Below are 16,682 nucleotides of genomic sequence, written 5' to 3'. Positions count from 1 at the left end.
AATGCCGCCGGAGAGTAGCGACGCATGCCAGTCATGCCCATGGCCGAATTACCAACTGCCATAGGGAATACCGTGCTGGTCAATCCAGGCCTGTGCAGCTGGATTTGGTGCTCTGTAATACAGCCCCTTATTGTTCAGATAAGGGCCGCGAGGTTCGACTTCGGCCTGAAAGCGGCCTACCTCTCTAAAGCCCAAGCAAGATCCGCCTACCCATACTTTTACAATTCCTCCGGGTGCCATCCCCAGTGTGATCATTTCTCGATAGTCGGTCTTCCACTGCTGATTCCATTGGCAAAGCACACGCTCGGGCCTAACCATCTCATCACGGACCCATTGCGGTATTTGAATTTTGATCTTGTAAGCCTGCGGCTCCACCAGTGACTGCCAACGCAGGAATAACTGGTCGGGCAGATCGACGTTATTTACAGGTTTCGACTTGCCTCCTCCCTGGTGCCAGCCCTCGGCTTTTCCGGTATAGCCGGCGACACCACCATGCACGCGAAAGAATGCGAGGCCGCGTTGATCAAGCACGTCCACAGTCTCTACCCAGACTTCCATATACTTGGGTGCGGCTAATCCTACGTACCAAGCCGGATATGGCAGCTTTGGCGCAGGAGGTAATCGTGGCCCACTCGCGCATGCACTCAGACTGAGTGAAAAACCGACTACCCAGACCAGGCGCCTCATCTTGGAAACCCAGTATCCGGTTGATCCCCATGAGCCGAGCCGGAAAGGTGGCGGCTGTCGCGCGGGGTCATGATTGTCGTGAGCATTCATGGCCGGGTTACCAACTGCCATAGGGAATGCCGTGTTGTTCGATCCAGGCCTGTGCCGCTGGATTTGGTGCGCGGTAAAACAGCCCTTTATTGTTCAGATAAGGCCCGCGAGATTCGACTTCGGCCTGAAAGCGGCCGATTTCTTTGAAGTCTAAACACGCTCCTCCCACCCACACCTTTACGATCCCGCCGGGCGCCATGCCCAGCGTGATCATCTTCCGATAATCGTTTTTCCACTGCCGATTCCACTCGCACAGAACGTGCTGTGGCTTGATCATCTCGTCACGGACCCATTGCGGTATCGTTATTTTAATCTTGTAAGCCTGTGGCTCCACGAGTGACTGCCAGCGCAGAAAGAGCTGGTCCGGTAGATCAACGTTATTGATGGGCTTCCCGCCAGACACTCCCTGGTGCCACCCCTTAACGTTTCCTGTGTAGCTCGCGACACCACCGTGCACGCGGAAAAAGGCAAGTCCGCGCCGATCAAGAACGTCGACCGTCTCTATCCATACCTCCATGTGTTTCGGCGCAGCAAAACCTATATTCCAGGCTGCGTATGGCAGCTCGGGAATCGGAGGTAGCCTTGGTCCGCTTGCACAGGCAGTGAGGCTAAGCAGCAGGCTCGCAAAGCAAATTAGTCGCTTCATTCCGGATATCCTGCTTGAGGAAAATCCGGGTGCCTGTTTCGGCGGTTCATCGCCGACGGCTTGCTTAGGAACAGTGGTCCGGTTGGGGTCCAGTGCGCCGACAGGTGGACGTAGCGTGATCGCAGCAAGCCCTCCTCCGCGGGTTCAAGTTTGATAAACCTGTCGGACAAAACCTGCCTTAGGACGTTTTCTGAGATGAGCTTGAGCTCGTCAGGCAATTTGAAGCGCTTATCCGTGTCTGCGATAACGTCGAATGGCACCCTATGACGCACACCAAGCTCGCGCATCACTCTTAATGCAATCAGGCTCAATTCGCCATATATCGGGCGCTCAAGGATCACTGTGATCCAGTAATCCTGTACCGTCGGCTCACTCTTGCCACGAGGCGCGGCAGCCGCCGGCCAGGCTTTCACTTCGATATAGCCTTCGCGTGCCACTCCGGAATCACGTAGCAGCTGCGCCTCCACTTCCGCGCGACCCCATCCCGGGTGAGATTCAATCTTTTTGCCAATCTGAACGCTGACCTTGCAAGGCTTCATCATCCACAATTTCTCTCGCGATCGCGGCAGATAGCCCCCGCCGATATCCGAGTGCGCGCCTGGCATCCCGATCTGCAGATGACTGAAGTGCACTTCATTGAGAGAGAAGTTGGCGCGATACTCGTCGAGCGCATGTAGCTGGATGACTTTTCGCGCACATCCAGGCGGGAGGTGAAGGTTGACGCCTTTATTGATGTCATTGCCCGGGCTGAAATCGCCACGGGAAGGCGTCGAGACAGCTGCAACGGTATCGAACAAGCCGATCAAGTTGATGCAAACATTAGCGGCCGAATCGAAACTTCTAAATAGGCCCGCAACTCCGCCTGTAAACAGTTCGCTGAATAAACCATAACTTGGCTTGAGCACCTCATTAGCGCAATGCCGCGCAGCGGCAGCGCCACGGCTAAAGCCGAAAATGTCGAGTTCAACAGAGCGAACAACTATGCTGGGATTGATTTTTCTAAAAAGGCTCAGCTGCTCTGAAATGATCTCTGGAGCCTGCGTCACCCGAGCGACAACTCCGGTCTCTCCCTGCCCCAGGCCTTGTCCAATTATCGTGTCATCCTCGCCACCGCTACGAGTACCAATGCCTTCGATGTACACCCTGACATACCCGATATCCGAATCCTTACTAACTAGCGTCGCAGTGTTATCCGGATACAAGTCATACAAATACGCCACATTACTCGGCGCATTCCCGTAACTGTTATCCGGCGCGCTATTGAACGCACTCCCGTCAAACTCCCCAAACCCATACTGCTTGCACGTCGCGGCGATACTCTCCAGCTCTTCACGGCTGAAACTGTCCAAATCCGATTGTCGGCACTGGGCGGTCGCCGCCGCATTACTCTGGTTATTCCCGGTCCCGTCAAAGAACAACCCGATGCGCAAGGTGATGCCTTCGGTGATTTCCTCTTCCTCTTCTTCCTCCTCAACTAGCTCGGGTTGTCTAACCGGCGCAGCATTCTTGATCATGCTCCGTTCGTAGTGAATGTTGCCGCCGCTGAAGCTTGGCCAGAATTCGTGCAATTCAGGCGGTATATCCAACAACGGTGGCAAAGCAGGCAGTTCAACCTCCTGCGCGGCTTTCGGTCTGAAGTCAAAGTGCGCGGCTTTGATGAGATAGTCGCCGGCGGTGCCGGATTCAATACTGCATTGTTCGATCGCCACGTAACTTCCACCCGCGTTGAGGACGATGCGCTTCTTCGCGGTGATGTGGATTTCGTCTTCGGTGCTGGTGATGTTTATTCCCTGGCGAGCGAGCAGTTCAAGCGTATCGTTCTGTGCCTGGATGCTCACCGGGCCTTCGTTGGAGATCAGCTTCAGGCCGACCTTGCGGACGAACAGGCTCAGGCCCTGGCCGATACCCATAAAGAGTTTCTTGACCACGCTGATGTCGGCGTGGCCGCCCGCGTTGAGCATCAGGTTGTCTTGTGCGGCCAACTGCAAGTGCTTGCCGCTGGTCAGCGCAATACCATCCGGGGCGCTGAGCAGCAGGACCGAGGATTTGAGCGCGTCCAGGTCCTGTTTCAGCAGATCGAGTTGCGCCTGCACGTCGGCGGGGGCGGCTTGACTGACTGCGGCGTCTGCCGAGATTGTTTCCAACTGATCGCCGGCACTTTGCAATCGACCGACCGCCGCGCTCATGTCGAGCTGTTTACCCTGCGCTTTGGCCTGTTCTTCCGCACTGATAAACAGTCCCCTTCCCGCCCGAATCGCACCCCAGCCATCGGTGCGTAGTTCAAAGCCTTCGCCGCGCTTATCCTTCACGCTGTCGACCAGATGCCCAAGGTTCAGCTGGCTCTTGCCGCTGTGTTCGGTGCTGAGTTTGATGTGTTCCTTGCCGCGGTCGTCTTCCATGCGCAGCTTGTTGTTCGCCGGCGTGCGCAGCACATTGCGTTTGTAATCGCTGCGCAGCAGCGTCACATGGTCGGGATGGCGACTGTCATGAAGCGCGTGAGCGATATAGGATCGATCCGGGTCGCCCTGCTCAAAGGCAACAGCCACCTCGGTCCCGCAGATCAACGGCAGATGCAAGCCGTGGGTATCGCCGGCATAAGGTCGGGCGAGGCGCAACCAAAGGCTTTCCTGACCGATTTCCCAGCTGTCACGATCAAACAGAAAGCTGACCTTGTAACGACCTTCACTATCAATGTGGCCATACGGATCGTTGGCCAGCGAACTGGTGACCCGCGCCGGAACAGTGCCCGCTATCTCAGGCTTGGCCAGCAAAGGCGGCCGAAAACACACACTCTCGGAATACGGAATAGCCTCAAAACTCAGCTCAAAACTGCGATCCCGCGCCGCACGCAACCGTAGCCTTGTGAGCACCGCTCCCGGCTCAAACGCCTGCGGCGCTCCGCCGGAAATCGCCAGCACCTGGGCCAATCCCAACGAAGCGCTGCTGCTTATCCCACTCAGCCGCGTCTGACCATTCAGATACCGCTCATGCCGCAACCGCCCATAGAAAAACCCGCTTTCCCCCAGCAGATCCTCATCCTGATCCAGCTTGTCGCCAAGCACCTTGTACGGCTCGGCATAGTGATAAGCCTCGCCGTAAGTCGTGGTATCACCCCGCGTCTGATCGACATCGCCATCCAGCCAAGCACTCGCATCCCGATGGTGATAAGCCCGAAAGTGAACGCTCTTTTCCACCACCTCATGACTGACCTGCAGCCCCCAAACCCCATCCTGCCCGGTGCTGCCCAACCCCGACTGAGGCCTGAACGGCAAGCTCACCCGAGGCCGAACGTAATGCCGCTGATCATCATTAAACTCGACGACCTCAATCCCCAATCGCTCATCGTTAGTGAAGCGATACCAGATCCCCACCTCAGCCAACAGCCGCGAAACAAACGCGAGATCACTCTCGGCGTACTGCATCACCTGCTCACGCTTCGGGTACTCCCGCACCAACGTAAACAGAAAATCCTGCCCCTCAAAATCATGCCGCGTGCGCAGAATACTCTCGACAATCTCCGGCACCGACTGATGCTGATAAATCCGAAACTGCCGCCCACGACCCAGCAAGGCCAAGCGCGGCTCCAGCGTCACTTCATAGCGCGCCTCGTCAGCCGAGCCAGACAGCCGCTTAAACCCGGTGATGACCCCATGCAACGTCCGCAGCGCCTGAACCTTAGGCACCGCCAAGCCACGAATCGCCACCGGCAACGTATGCGGCGCCGCATGCAGACTGAACTGCGCATCCTGCCCGAGCATCCGCTCAGCCCCGATGTCCCGATCAACCGAGGTAAATTCCACCCGGTAATGAAAGGGCTGACTCAGGCGTTCTTCACCCTCAAACGCCAGCACATCCAGCGCCACAGGCAGGTTACGAACGGTGAGCTTGTGACGGCTATGGTCGAAAAACACCCCAATGGAATCGTTCATCATTCACCCTCCACCGAAGCCAGGGCTCCGACAAACTCAAGGGTGATGCCCTCCTCCTCGCAGTGCCCCAGCACCACGCCCCGCGTAGCCAATCGCGCGGCTTGGCGCTGCAAAAGCTGCTGACTTAGCACCGGCAAAATCTGCTGATTGAGCAAGCTGTCGATGTTCCGCGCGCCGCTGTCGGGGAGCAGGCAGGCCTCCACCAGCGCATCATGCAGGCGCTCGTCAATTCGGCACTCCAGCCCGTAATGCCGGCGCAACCGCTCCGCCACTTTGCCCAGCTTGAGCGCGACGATGCGTTTGAGCGCAGACGCCTGCAGCGGTCGATAGATCAGCGTCTGAAAATGCGCCAGCAACGCCGGCTGAAAATGCTCGCGCAGCACCGGCCGCAGTTGCTCGTGGACCTCCCCGTCGAGCGCTTCGGGGTTCCCCAGCAGGTAGTCCTGCAACAGGTCGCTGCCCAGGTTGGAAGTCATGACGATGACGGTGTTGCGGAAGTCGATTTCGCGCCCTTCGCCGTCCCGCATGAAGCCCCGATCGAAGATCTGATAAAACAGGTTGAGCACGTCGCGGTGGGCCTTTTCCACTTCATCGAGCAGCACGACGCTGTAGGGTCGCTGGCGCACCGCTTCGGTGAGCACCCCGCCCTGTCCGTAGCCGACGTAACCGGGCGGCGCGCCTTTCAGCTGGCTGACGGTGTGGGCTTCCTGGTACTCGGACAGGTTCAGGGTGATCAGCGATTTTTCGCCGCCAAACAGGGTGTCGGCCAGCGCCAGGGCGGTTTCGGTCTTGCCGATCCCGCTGCTGCCCACCAGCAGGAATACGCCCAGCGGGGCGTCTTCTTCGGTCAGTCCGGTTTTCGCAGCGCGCAGTCGTTGAGCCAGCGCCGTCAATGCGCGGTCCTGCCCGATGACGCGGGATGCCAACGACTGCTCCAGCGTCAGCAGGCTGGCCTGTTCGTCCTTGAGCAGGCTGCTCAGGGGCACGCCGGTCCAGTCGGCGATGACCTGGGCGACGCTGCGATCGTCGACGTCCAGCGACAACAGCGGTGCGTCGCCCTGAACCGCCTTGAGCCGGGCCTGCAGATCCGCGCAGATGTCGGCGTCGAAGACCTCACCATGGCGGGCCGCGAGCAAGGTCTGCGCGAGATCAAGTTCGTTGGCATGCTGGTCCTGCAGTCGCGCCAGCTCATCACTCAGGGATAACAGCTGCTCGGCGATGACCGCCATACGTTCATCGGCGTTGCGTCCACTGATGCGCCGATCGTCTTGCAACGCCAGACGTTCCTGCTCCAGCGCAGACTGCCGGGCCTTGCTCGCGATCAGCGCCTGGGGTTGGCAATCCAGGCTCATGCGCACCCTGGCGCTGGCGGTATCGAGCAGGTCGACGGCTTTGTCCGGCAACTGGCGGCCGGGCAGATAGCGGCGCGACAGCACCACCGCGGCCTGGATTGCGGCGTCCTCGATGTGCACGCCGTGGTGGCTGGCGTAGCGGGCCTTCAACCCGCGCAGCATGACCATCGCGGTGGCGTCATCCGGCTCGTCGACCTTGACCGTCTGGAAGCGCCGCTCGAGCGCCGGATCGCGCTCGAAGTACTGCTTGTATTCGCTCCAGGTGGTTGCGGCGATGGTGCGCAGTTCGCCACGGGCCAGGGCGGGCTTGAGCAGATTGGCAGCGTCGGCGCCTCCCGCCTGATTGCCCGCGCCGATCAGCGTGTGGGCTTCGTCGATGAACAGCAGCACCGGGTGCTCGGCCTGCTGCACGGCCTCGATCACGTCTTTGAGGCGCTGTTCGAATTCGCCCTTGACCCCGGCGCCGGCTTGCAACAGCCCGAGATCCAGCGTCCGCACGCTCACCGGTTTCAGGCTGGCCGGCACGTTGCCTGCGACGATGCGCAGGGCCAGCCCTTCGACCAGCGCAGTTTTGCCGACGCCCGGCTCGCCCACCAGAATCGGATTGTTCTTGCGCCGACGGCTGAGGATGTCGATGACCTGACGAATCTCGTCGTCACGCCCCAGCACGGGATCGATCTCGCCCTTGCGCACTTTCTCAGTGATGTCCTGGGTAAATCTTGCCAGCACAGGGTTGTCCGCAGCAGTCGTCATCGAATCCACGGGCACAGCATCGGGAACAAAATCCAGCCCTTGTCCCGTCTGCGCACGCTCATCGGAATGCTCCTCAAGAAACGGCAGCAAGTGACGCAACTGCACCTCGCTCAGGCTGAGCAACGGCCAGGCCTCTACGCACGCCAGCAAGTCGGGGCTTTCGATCAGCGCCGCCAGGACGTGGGCCGAACGCAGTTGCTCGTTGTCCTCGTCCAGCGAGGCGCGCACCCAGGCGTTCTTGATCAGCCGCTGCAATTTTTCACACAGCTGCGGCTTGGCCTGGACGCTGCGCGGCAGGCGATCAATGTGGTCGAGCAAGCCGGTCCACAGCGCTTCGATGTCCCACTCGTAACGCCGGCCGATCAGCACCAGATCGCCGTCGCCCTGCCCCAGCAGTTTCAGCACCCAGTGCTCGATGGTGATGTGGCCGTGGCCGCGGCTCTGGCACAGCGTTGCCGCCGCGCTGAGGGCCTGGGCGCAGAGAGGGTTGAGGCGGCGAAGCAAACGGGAGGAGCTCTGTGCCATGGGTTATCGTCCTTGAACGGAAGGAGTAATTAGCGCCGACGAGACCGTTGAGCGGTCGGCGCCTCGCTGTTTTTTCGGGGGAAACGTGCCGTGTAGATGTGCTTGGCGCAGCGGCAGCGAACGGCCGCTCAACCCAGCACACCGCAGCCGGCAGACAGCCATGCAAAAGCCTGCCTGCCGGCCTTGCAGCGTCAGGCGGTCTGGCGTTCGTTCCACGAGTCGGAGTGGATGATGTTGCCGTCCTTGTAGGTCCAGGTGACCTTCTCGTAACGCAGCTCGACCATCTCCAGGTGGTTGTGCTTCTCCTTCGCCGGGTCCTTCACGTCGTGCATTTTCGGCGCGACGCGCACGACCTTGACGTTCTCCAGCAGGGTGTTGAAGTACTCGACTTCCTGGCCGGCGTCGTCGATGCGGTACCACTTGAACTCGGCGCTTTTCAGGGTCTGGCCGGTGCCGACGGCCTTGTACAGGTACGGGCTGCTGGCATCGATTTCTTTGGTGAACAGGAACGGCGTGTGCACCCGGGCGCCGGTCAATTTGCCGGTGTTGTTGTCGGTGGGGATGTAGACGCTGTGGTCCTGGGCGACCACTTCGACGCTGCCTTCCCGGGACTGCACGTTGACCGAGCCTTTGATGTCAGCGCCGCCGTCATCTTTGAGCCAGAGGTAAACGGGAATTGCCATGTGAAACTCCTTGCTTGGGTTATCGAGTGCCGCGAAATGCGACGGGGGTAGCCGGCCCGGCCCCGGCAGAAAGCGACCCGCAGGCCCCCTCTTCCGGTACCAGACGGATGTCGACGCGGCGATTGGCCCTGCGTCCGTGTTCGGTGTCATTGCTGGCGATCGGCTGGCTGGCGCCGTAGCCCTGCACGGCAAAGCAACTGCCGGGAATGCCGCCCATGCGTTGCATCCAGTCGCGCACCGAGGCGGCGCGGTCGCGGGACAGGCGCAGGTTCTGTTCTGCACTGCCGGTGGCATCGGTGTGTCCGGTGACGACGATCAACCAGCCGGGTCTGGCCTTGATGCCGACCAGTGCGTTGATCAGCACCTGGGTCGATTCCGGCTTCAGCTCGGCGCTGCCAATGTTGAACAGCGACAGCGTGTCCAGACGCACGGGTCCGCCCGCCTGCACCGTCTCGGTTGGCGGTTGGTAACGGCCGATGGCGTGCCAGACCCTGATGCGCAGCTGTTCGGCGCGGTACAGGCCGAGGCCCAGTGACCGAGGCTCGCCGCGGCGGTAGTAGTCATCCAGCCGTCGGGCGTCGTCGTGCAAGACGGTCAACGCCGCTTCGCGCAGCGCCACCGCCTGCGGGTCCTCGCGGGCGGTTTCGTTGATCGAGGCATAGCGGCGCAGGTCGTCACCGACCTGGCGGATCAACAAGGTATTCTGCCGGGCCGAGCTCGACATCGCGATGACGGCGGCGAAAGCCGTCAGCCAGATGCCGATGACACTGGCGCGCCGCGCGGCGGTGTTGCCGGTGTGTCGGGGAAGCAGCTCCAGCAGGCAATCCGGCACGGGCAAAACACCGACCGTGCTGCCCGTCAAATGGGTCGGCACCAGCGCAGTCTTCGCCTGTATCCAGTGCTGCCAGACGCTGCCCGGAACCTGTTCCGGCAAACGCGGCACGCGGCAGATTGCGTAGGCCACCGGCAGCCGCGCGCTTTGACGGCCAAGGCGGGAGAAGTGCGGGGCCACAGACTGCTCCAGCCACGCGCCGTGGGTATTCATCTGCACCGCGATGTGCATTCGGTGAGTGAGAGCGGCGCGGTCTTGTCGTTGCCAGTCCTCGACGCTGGCGCAGGTGCCGTTGCTTCTAACCCGCGCCGAGGGCCTGCCATTTTCCCAGCTGAACCACACAGATGGGTCGCTCGAACCGACCTCTTCCCGGGTGAAGCCGGTCCCACAAACATCGCGCGTATCCTGGGACGCTTGCTGATAACTCACGACCCACAGCGGCAACGTCAGCGCGCGCTTGCGGACCACGGACAGCTGATGGGTCAGCGCACGAAGCTGGCCATCCAGCTCCGAGCTGTCAGCGTGTTGAGATGGATTGACCACACACATGACGCTCATCTGCGCACGCCATTGCGAACGCGCTGCCAGCAGCGCTGCGACCAGACCGGGCAATCGCTCAATGTTCGGCACACTGACGTAACACCCGCTCGCCGTCGTCCGCACGGCGATCTGCTCGGCAGTATCGACACCGGCATCCGCATCGCCAGCAAAAAGCGCCGCCGATCCCTCACCGCACACCAGCACCACGGGCAGGTGGTACTCGCTGCCGGGCAAGGCTCGGAACTCACCCAACCCCGCAGGACCACCAAGACGGACCGAGCGTCGACCCGCCAGCAGCCAGCCCCCGGCCACCAGCATCAGGGCGCCCGCCACGGACAGGGCTTGAACGATCAGGCTCAGGGGCAAGACGCTGATCACCATCAGCGCCATACATCCCGACCACAGCGCAAGTGCACGCATCAACTTGAGTGTCATGGGCGCGTCACACCCGCTCGGTCACAAGGGAGGCCACCAGAGCCGCCAGATGCGAATCCAGCACCCACCAGACGCCCGCCAGCAGCAATCCGGCCAACAGCAGATGCAGCAAGGGTGCGCGCAACCATCCCGACAAAGGCTTGCGGCCCCGTGCGTCGATCCACGTCGGCAGCGGCTGATCCAGGGTCACCGGTGCAACCCGGGTGGTCAACTCAGTCATCAGCTGCTGACGCTCGGGGTGGTTCGGCTCTTTGTAGCGACCAAGAAAGCCCAGCATCAGCACGCGGTGATACACCCTCAGCACGCTCGGGTACGGAGACGGCTCGTGCAGCACTTCGCGCATTTCTTCGTAGAGAAACTGCCCCGCCTGATGACGTCCGAAGTAATGCGCCTGAAGCGGTTCGTGGGTCCATTTGGCGCGGGCACTGGCATCGGCGTGGATCAGCACGGTTTCATCCAGCAGCGCGCATTGCGCGTGGCTGATGAAATCGACATTGCGCTGGCTGACGCCGGCTTGCGTCAGCGCATCGCGGACCCACACCACCTGCCGGGTGCACACCTCCCAGAGCGCGTCGCTGTCCGGAGCCGACGCGCCGTGGCGCAACTCGACCACCAGCAGGTAACTGTCCTGCAGCAGTTGGTCGACATCGACGGACCGCGCAGCCGCTTGGCTTTTCATTGGCCGGCTCATGAGCGCAGTACCGCAAACAGCTCAAGCTTGACGTCCGGCAGCGTTGCCGGGACGTAGAACGCGCAGACCCCTTCGGCGAGCACCGCCTGGCCGCTCGGATGGGCAAAATCGAGGGCGAAATACTGGTTTTCGAGACGCAGCGGGATCGCCGCAGGCACGTGACTCAACGGCTTCAGCGGAACACCGTCCAGCGCGGCATTGATCAACTGATCGACGTCGTCCGGTGTGCCGATTTTGCACAGCCGCGGGAACTGCGCCTGCAATTGGGCCGGGGCCTCGCGGCAGCGCACTGACAGGTAAAAGTCAGCAGCGTCGGCTTCGCGCAGGCGCGGGTCGTTGAACGTCACTTGCCAGCGACCCGGGATCACCTGCTCCAGCTCCAGGGCAATGACTCGCGACGGCAGACTGGCTTCCAGCAACGTCGAGATCATCTGCATCAACGGCGGCAACACGGTTTCCAGGTCGTCGTGGCGGTAGGCCGGAATGGCGTCAACGTCGTGTTCGAGGGAGAACGTCAGCAGCGCCCCCGCCAGTTTCACCAGTTCCTGATAGACCTGCTCGGGATGGCGCGCCGGGCTGGCCTTGAAATCGGCGAGCACGGGTTGATAGGTGTTCAGCGCATTGAGCAGCCAGAACAGCGAAACATCGGCCACCGCGAAGTCGGCCATGCGCTGATTGCTCTCGCGGCGCATGCCCATCAAGCGATGGCGCTTGGACGCCAGTTGGGTCAGCAGATTGTCCAGTTGGACCTGCAAACCGAGGTGCCCGGCGAAGCTCAACAGCGGCGGCACGAAGGCTTCGTCCAGGCACGCGCGTCCCTGCCCGTCAAGCACCAACCGGGCGACCGGACAAGTCAGGTAATCAGCGTTGTCATCGCTGGCCAGACGCAGGCTGAGCATGTGCTCGAGCACACCGATCGACTGTTGATCGTCGCCGTACAGATCCTGCACCTCGCGCCAATTCTGGCGGTAACGCACGGGCCGGTCGGCGCGGGCGCTCTCGAACAGGCAGTTGCCGCCGTTGGCCTGCTCCAGTGGCAGGCACAACAGCACCGTCGCGCCCTGCCCCGAGTCGATCGGGATCTGTTCGAGGGCCAGCGCGGCGGGCAGCCGATCAACGCTGTCGGTGTCGATCAGCGTGCCATCCGGCAGGCGAACCCGTAGCGTGGACGCCTTGAGTTTGCCCAGCCGCAACGCTTCTGAATCAAACGTCGCCGTCTGCACACCCCACGGATGAACCCGCGACAGATGCGCAATGCATTCGTTGGTCCAGGCTTCCCAGCGCGCTTGCTGCTGGAATTGCTGCTGGGACAACAGCGCCCCGGCAGCCCAGAGAGGTCGGTCGATTTTCATGTTGTGCTCACCTATGGCCGACGTCAGGTTTTGGCTTTGGGCATCTGGGAAACCAGCGAAAGGTTCACGTCCATGCCTTCCACCTGGAAATGCGGCACGGCGTACAACTTCACGCGGAAGAAGCCGGGGTTGTCGTCGATGTCTTCCACCGTCACCCGCGCGTCGCGCAGCGGATGGGAGGCTTGCAGATCGTCCCCCGGGTCGGTCATTTCGGTGACCAGCCCGCTGATCCACTTATTTAATTCCAGTTCCAGCAGACGCCGGTCCTTGGTGGTGCCAATGTTCTCGCGTTGAATCAATTTCAAATAATGCGCAATGCGCGACAGCAGAAAGATATAAGGCAGGCGCGAGTTGATCCGGCTGTTGGCCGTGGCATCGGCGGTGTCATACAACGCAGGTTTTTGTGTTGAATTGGCGGAGAAGAAACAGGCGTAATCGCGGTTCTTGTAATAGGAGAGCGGAATAAACCCCAGATTGGCGAATTCAAACTCCCGGGTTTCCGGGATCATCACTTCTGACGGAATCTTCACCTGACTGCCGGTGCCGAGGTCATATAAATGAATCGGCAGATCTGTCACTGCACCACCGGACTGTGGCCCGCGAATTTGTACACACCAGCCGTTATTGACGAAACTCTTCACCATGTTTGCAGCGAAGGCAAAAGAAGCATTGGTCCACAGGTATTTGCTGTGATCGGTGCCTTTTACACTTTCCACATAATTGAAACTGCGCACCGGAATGGTGTCCGGCCCATAGGGCAGCCGTCCCAGCACACGCGGCATAGTCAAACCGATGTAACGGGAATCGTCGGTGTCGCGGAATGACTTCCATTTGATGTATTCCGCGCGATCAAAGTAATTACCGATGTCTTTGATGGCGGCGACTTCTTCCATGGTGTCCTTGCCGAAGAAGGCCGGCCCCACCGAACCAATGAATGGCATGTGCGCTGCCGCCGCGACCTTCGATATGTTGCGAAGCAGCGCGATGTCTTGCGGGCTGCGATCAAACTCGTAACTGGAAACAGCCGCCGCAATGGGTTCACCGCCGGGCGTGTCGTACTCCTGGGTATAGGTGTGCATGTACAGACCGCTTTGTGCGATCTCGGGGGCGTCTTCGAAATCCTGGACCAGATGGTCCTTGCTGATGTCCAGCAACTCGATGCGCACGTTCTGCCGGAAGTCCGTCTGATCGATCAGCGACTTCACCCCGCGCCATGTGGACTCGACCCGCTGGAAGTCCGGGTGGTGCATGACGGCGTCGAGCTGGCGGCTGATCTGCGCGTCCAGCGAGGCGATGTGTTCGTCGAGCAGGGTTTTGTCGAGACGCTGCACCTTACGCGACGAGCCCTTGAGCAGGTTGAGGAACACGCTGACCGCCGCGGTCACGCGCTCATCGGCGGAGATCTCCGACAGCGCCTCGTTGTTCTGAAACGCCTCGATATCGCCGAGGGCTGAAACCGGGTTGAGGTTTATTTTTGAAAACAGCGCGTTATAGACGCCGGTGCTTTCTTCGGACAAAACGGTGCCACCGCCTGATACTGCGGAAGAGTGTTTCGAGGACATGTTCGATACCTGCTATCAGAGACCCGGGTGATTAACGCTCTGGGGGTGCGGCGAGTACGGCCAGTTCGGCGCGCAACTCATCACTGAGCGTTTCGTCTTTGACGATGCGTTCAAGCTCGTGACGGAAGGTCGCGTTGTCGAGCAGGTTTGATTTGAGATCACGCAACAGATTGCGGGTCGCCAGCAACGCGCGCAGTGACGGTATTTGTCTGGCGACCTGTTCTGGCTCGAAGTCTTTCATTTTCTGGAAGTTCAAATCCACGGAAGCATCCGAACCGTCGTCGGCGAAGGTGTTTTCAACGGTGAGTTTCAATGCAGGGGAAAATTCCGCCAGCACACTGTCGAAATTGTTTTTATTGATATTGATCTTGGTGCGTTCGGACAATGGCCGATCTTCCTGGCCGTTGCTGTAATCCCCGAGCACCATCAATTTGAGCGGGAGTTCGACTTTTTTCTGCGCACCGCCCGTATGCAAATCAAGTTTTATATTGACCCGCGCTTTGGGCACTTCATTTTGAAAGCTGTTTGAAGCCATAACTCCTCCGTCGAAAATGCCACACGTCACAAAGGGGAATATCTGGATCGCAGGGCCTTTTTATCAGCCGAGCGTCCGTGACCCAAGCGATCAAGTTTTAACAAGTGTGAGCAGCGAATGGGTTGATGAAGTTTTCATCGAATTCGGGAAGCGGCAAGGCTAATTCCCTACGAATAAAAACTCTACCCACCAAGGACAGGAAGAGAGGTGTCCTACGGAAGTCTAGAATCCTTCCTACAAAATAATCCCGGACAGTGGAACGGCTGCAGAATTAAACGGCGTACGCAATACAGTGGCGGCGGGGTTTAAGGTACAGATACAAAAAACCGCAAGCGGTTGAACAGCATCAGCTGTGCAACACGCCTGCGGCTATTTCGAGCAAATGAATCAAAAGATGTAATCGGTGGTGAGGAATGTCGATTCGCGGTTGTGGATGATGTCGCTGATCAGCGCCTTGTTGCTTTCCTGGAACTTGGTCGCCACCAGGGTGCGGATCGAGAACACGCGCAGCGCATCGTCCACCGACAGCGTGCCTTCGGCCGAATTCTTGCGGCCGTTGAACGGGAAGCTGTCCGGACCGCGCTGGCACTGAGCGTTGATGTTGATCCGCCCCACCTGATTGGCGAACGCGTCGACCAGACGCCCGACCTGCTTGGAGTCGTTGCCGAAGATACTCAGCTGCTGGCCGAAATCGGAATCCAGCACGTATTCGATCACCGTTTCCAGATCGCGGTACGCCACCACCGGTACCACGGGCCCGAACTGTTCTTCGTGGTAAACGCGCATGTCCGGCGTGACCGGGTACAGCACGGCCGGGTAGAAGAATTGCTCATGGGTGGTGCCGCCGCCTTCGTTGACCACTTTGGCGCCCTTGCTCACGGCATCGTCCACCAGTCCTTGCAGGTAGTCGGTCTTGCCCGGCTCCGGCAGTGGCGTCAGAGAGACGCCCGGCTCCCACGGCATGCCCGGCTTGAGCTGAGCGAGTTTTTCTTCGAACTTCTCGAGGAAACTGCCGACCACGTTTTCGTGCACGAACAGGATTTTCAAGGCGGTGCAACGCTGGCCGTTGAATGACAACGACCCGGTAATGGCTTCCGTTACCGCGTTGTCCAGGTTCACATCCGGCAGCACGATCCCCGGGTTCTTCGCATCCAGACCCAGTGCGGCGCGCAGACGGTGCGGCTTGGGGTGGAGCTTTTTCAGGGCGCTGGCGGCCTTGTTGGTGCCGATGAAGGCAAACACGTCGATCTTGCCGCTGGCCATCAGCGCGCTGACGGTCTCGCGGCCGCTGCCGTAGATCACGTTGATCACCCCGGCCGGGAAGCTGTCGCGGAACGCTTCGAGCAACGGACGAATCAGCAACACGCCGAACTTGGCCGGTTTGAACACCACGGTGTTGCCCATGATCAGGGCCGGAATCAACGTGGTGAAGGTCTCATTCAGGGGATAGTTGTAAGGCCCCATGCACAGGGTCACGCCCAGGGGCACGCGGCGAATCTGGCCGAGGGTGTCCTGTTCCAGCTCGAAGCGGCTGGAGCGACGGTCGAGTTCCTTGAGGGCGTTGATGGTGTCGACGATGTAATCACAGGTGCGGTCGAATTCTTTCTGCGAGTCCTTGAGGTTCTTGCCGATTTCCCACATCAGCAGCGTGACCACCGCGTCGCGCTGCTCGCGCATCAGCTTGAGAAAGGTCTCGACGTGATGAATGCGATCGGCGACGCGCATGGTGGGCCAGGCGCCCTGGCCCCGGTCGTAGGCGTTGACGGCGGCGTCCAGTGCAGTCATTGCGGTGTCGGCGTCCATCAGCGGCGTGCTGCCGAGCACCACGGACTCAAGGCCCGCGTCGGTTTTCAGCGAGACCGGGCTCAGCACCGGTGCCAGCGGCCCGTGCCATTGGTGCAGTTCGCCGTTGACCAGGTAATCGCGCTGCTCGATGGCGGGGCCTGCGCGAAACTGCTCAGGGATCTCGTCGGCGCGCGGGTACAGGTTGTCCAGGCGGTTTTGCAGGGTCATCTCATTTACCTCTTCCAGTCGGTCATCGTGCCAAACAGGCTGGACACACTACGCCAC

Annotated in this window: 11 protein-coding genes; all 11 read right to left on the bottom strand. The window is 60.3% G+C overall.

Annotated elements, in window-relative coordinates:
• Nucleotides 1-48: 48 nt before the first annotated feature.
• Nucleotides 49-687 carry a DUF2931 family protein gene (locus AC07VF_RS04755; protein WP_495008279.1) on the bottom strand — a complete coding sequence of 213 codons (639 nt, stop codon included), beginning with the start codon at nucleotides 685-687 and terminating at the stop codon, nucleotides 49-51.
• A 97-nt stretch (nucleotides 688-784) separates the two neighbouring features.
• Complete coding sequence (locus AC07VF_RS04750) at nucleotides 785-1,423, bottom strand: DUF2931 family protein (protein WP_346628205.1); 639 nt, start codon at nucleotides 1,421-1,423, stop codon at nucleotides 785-787.
• On the bottom strand, nucleotides 1,420-5,352 hold the full coding sequence (gene vgrG, locus AC07VF_RS04745) for a type VI secretion system tip protein VgrG (protein WP_495008237.1): 3,933 nt from the start codon (nucleotides 5,350-5,352) through the stop codon (nucleotides 1,420-1,422). The genes AC07VF_RS04750 and vgrG overlap by 4 nt, the downstream gene beginning before the upstream one ends.
• Nucleotides 5,352-7,982, bottom strand: coding sequence for a type VI secretion system ATPase TssH (gene tssH / locus AC07VF_RS04740; RefSeq protein ID WP_495008236.1), 2,631 nt, complete (start codon nucleotides 7,980-7,982; stop codon nucleotides 5,352-5,354). Before tssH ends, vgrG begins: the two co-directional genes overlap by 1 nt.
• Nucleotides 7,983-8,173: 191 nt before the next feature.
• Entirely contained in the window at nucleotides 8,174-8,665 is a 492-nt protein-coding gene (locus AC07VF_RS04735; RefSeq protein ID WP_065991578.1) for an Hcp family type VI secretion system effector, read from the bottom strand.
• Between the two features lie 19 nt (nucleotides 8,666-8,684).
• On the bottom strand, nucleotides 8,685-10,472 hold the full coding sequence (locus AC07VF_RS04730) for an OmpA family protein (RefSeq protein ID WP_495008235.1): 1,788 nt from the start codon (nucleotides 10,470-10,472) through the stop codon (nucleotides 8,685-8,687).
• A 7-nt stretch (nucleotides 10,473-10,479) separates the two neighbouring features.
• On the bottom strand, nucleotides 10,480-11,151 hold the full coding sequence (gene tssL / locus AC07VF_RS04725) for a type VI secretion system protein TssL, short form (RefSeq protein ID WP_495008234.1): 672 nt from the start codon (nucleotides 11,149-11,151) through the stop codon (nucleotides 10,480-10,482).
• Nucleotides 11,152-11,159: 8 nt separating this feature from the next.
• A complete protein-coding gene (gene tssK / locus AC07VF_RS04720) occupies nucleotides 11,160-12,515 on the bottom strand; it encodes a type VI secretion system baseplate subunit TssK (RefSeq protein ID WP_495008233.1) in 1,356 nt (451 codons plus the stop codon).
• A 23-nt stretch (nucleotides 12,516-12,538) separates the two neighbouring features.
• On the bottom strand, nucleotides 12,539-14,077 hold the full coding sequence (gene tssC, locus AC07VF_RS04715) for a type VI secretion system contractile sheath large subunit (RefSeq protein ID WP_346629920.1): 1,539 nt from the start codon (nucleotides 14,075-14,077) through the stop codon (nucleotides 12,539-12,541).
• A 31-nt stretch (nucleotides 14,078-14,108) separates the two neighbouring features.
• Entirely contained in the window at nucleotides 14,109-14,612 is a 504-nt protein-coding gene (gene tssB / locus AC07VF_RS04710) for a type VI secretion system contractile sheath small subunit (protein WP_423574541.1), read from the bottom strand.
• A gap of 387 nt (nucleotides 14,613-14,999) precedes the next feature.
• Nucleotides 15,000-16,625, bottom strand: a complete 1,626-nt coding sequence (locus AC07VF_RS04705; RefSeq protein WP_346628198.1) for an NADP-dependent glyceraldehyde-3-phosphate dehydrogenase — start codon at nucleotides 16,623-16,625, stop codon at nucleotides 15,000-15,002.
• Nucleotides 16,626-16,682: the final 57 nt, after the last annotated feature.

The organism is Pseudomonas sp. GW821-FHT02H06 (assembly GCF_059421525.1).
This window is presented reverse-complemented; position numbering and strand designations above follow the sequence as displayed.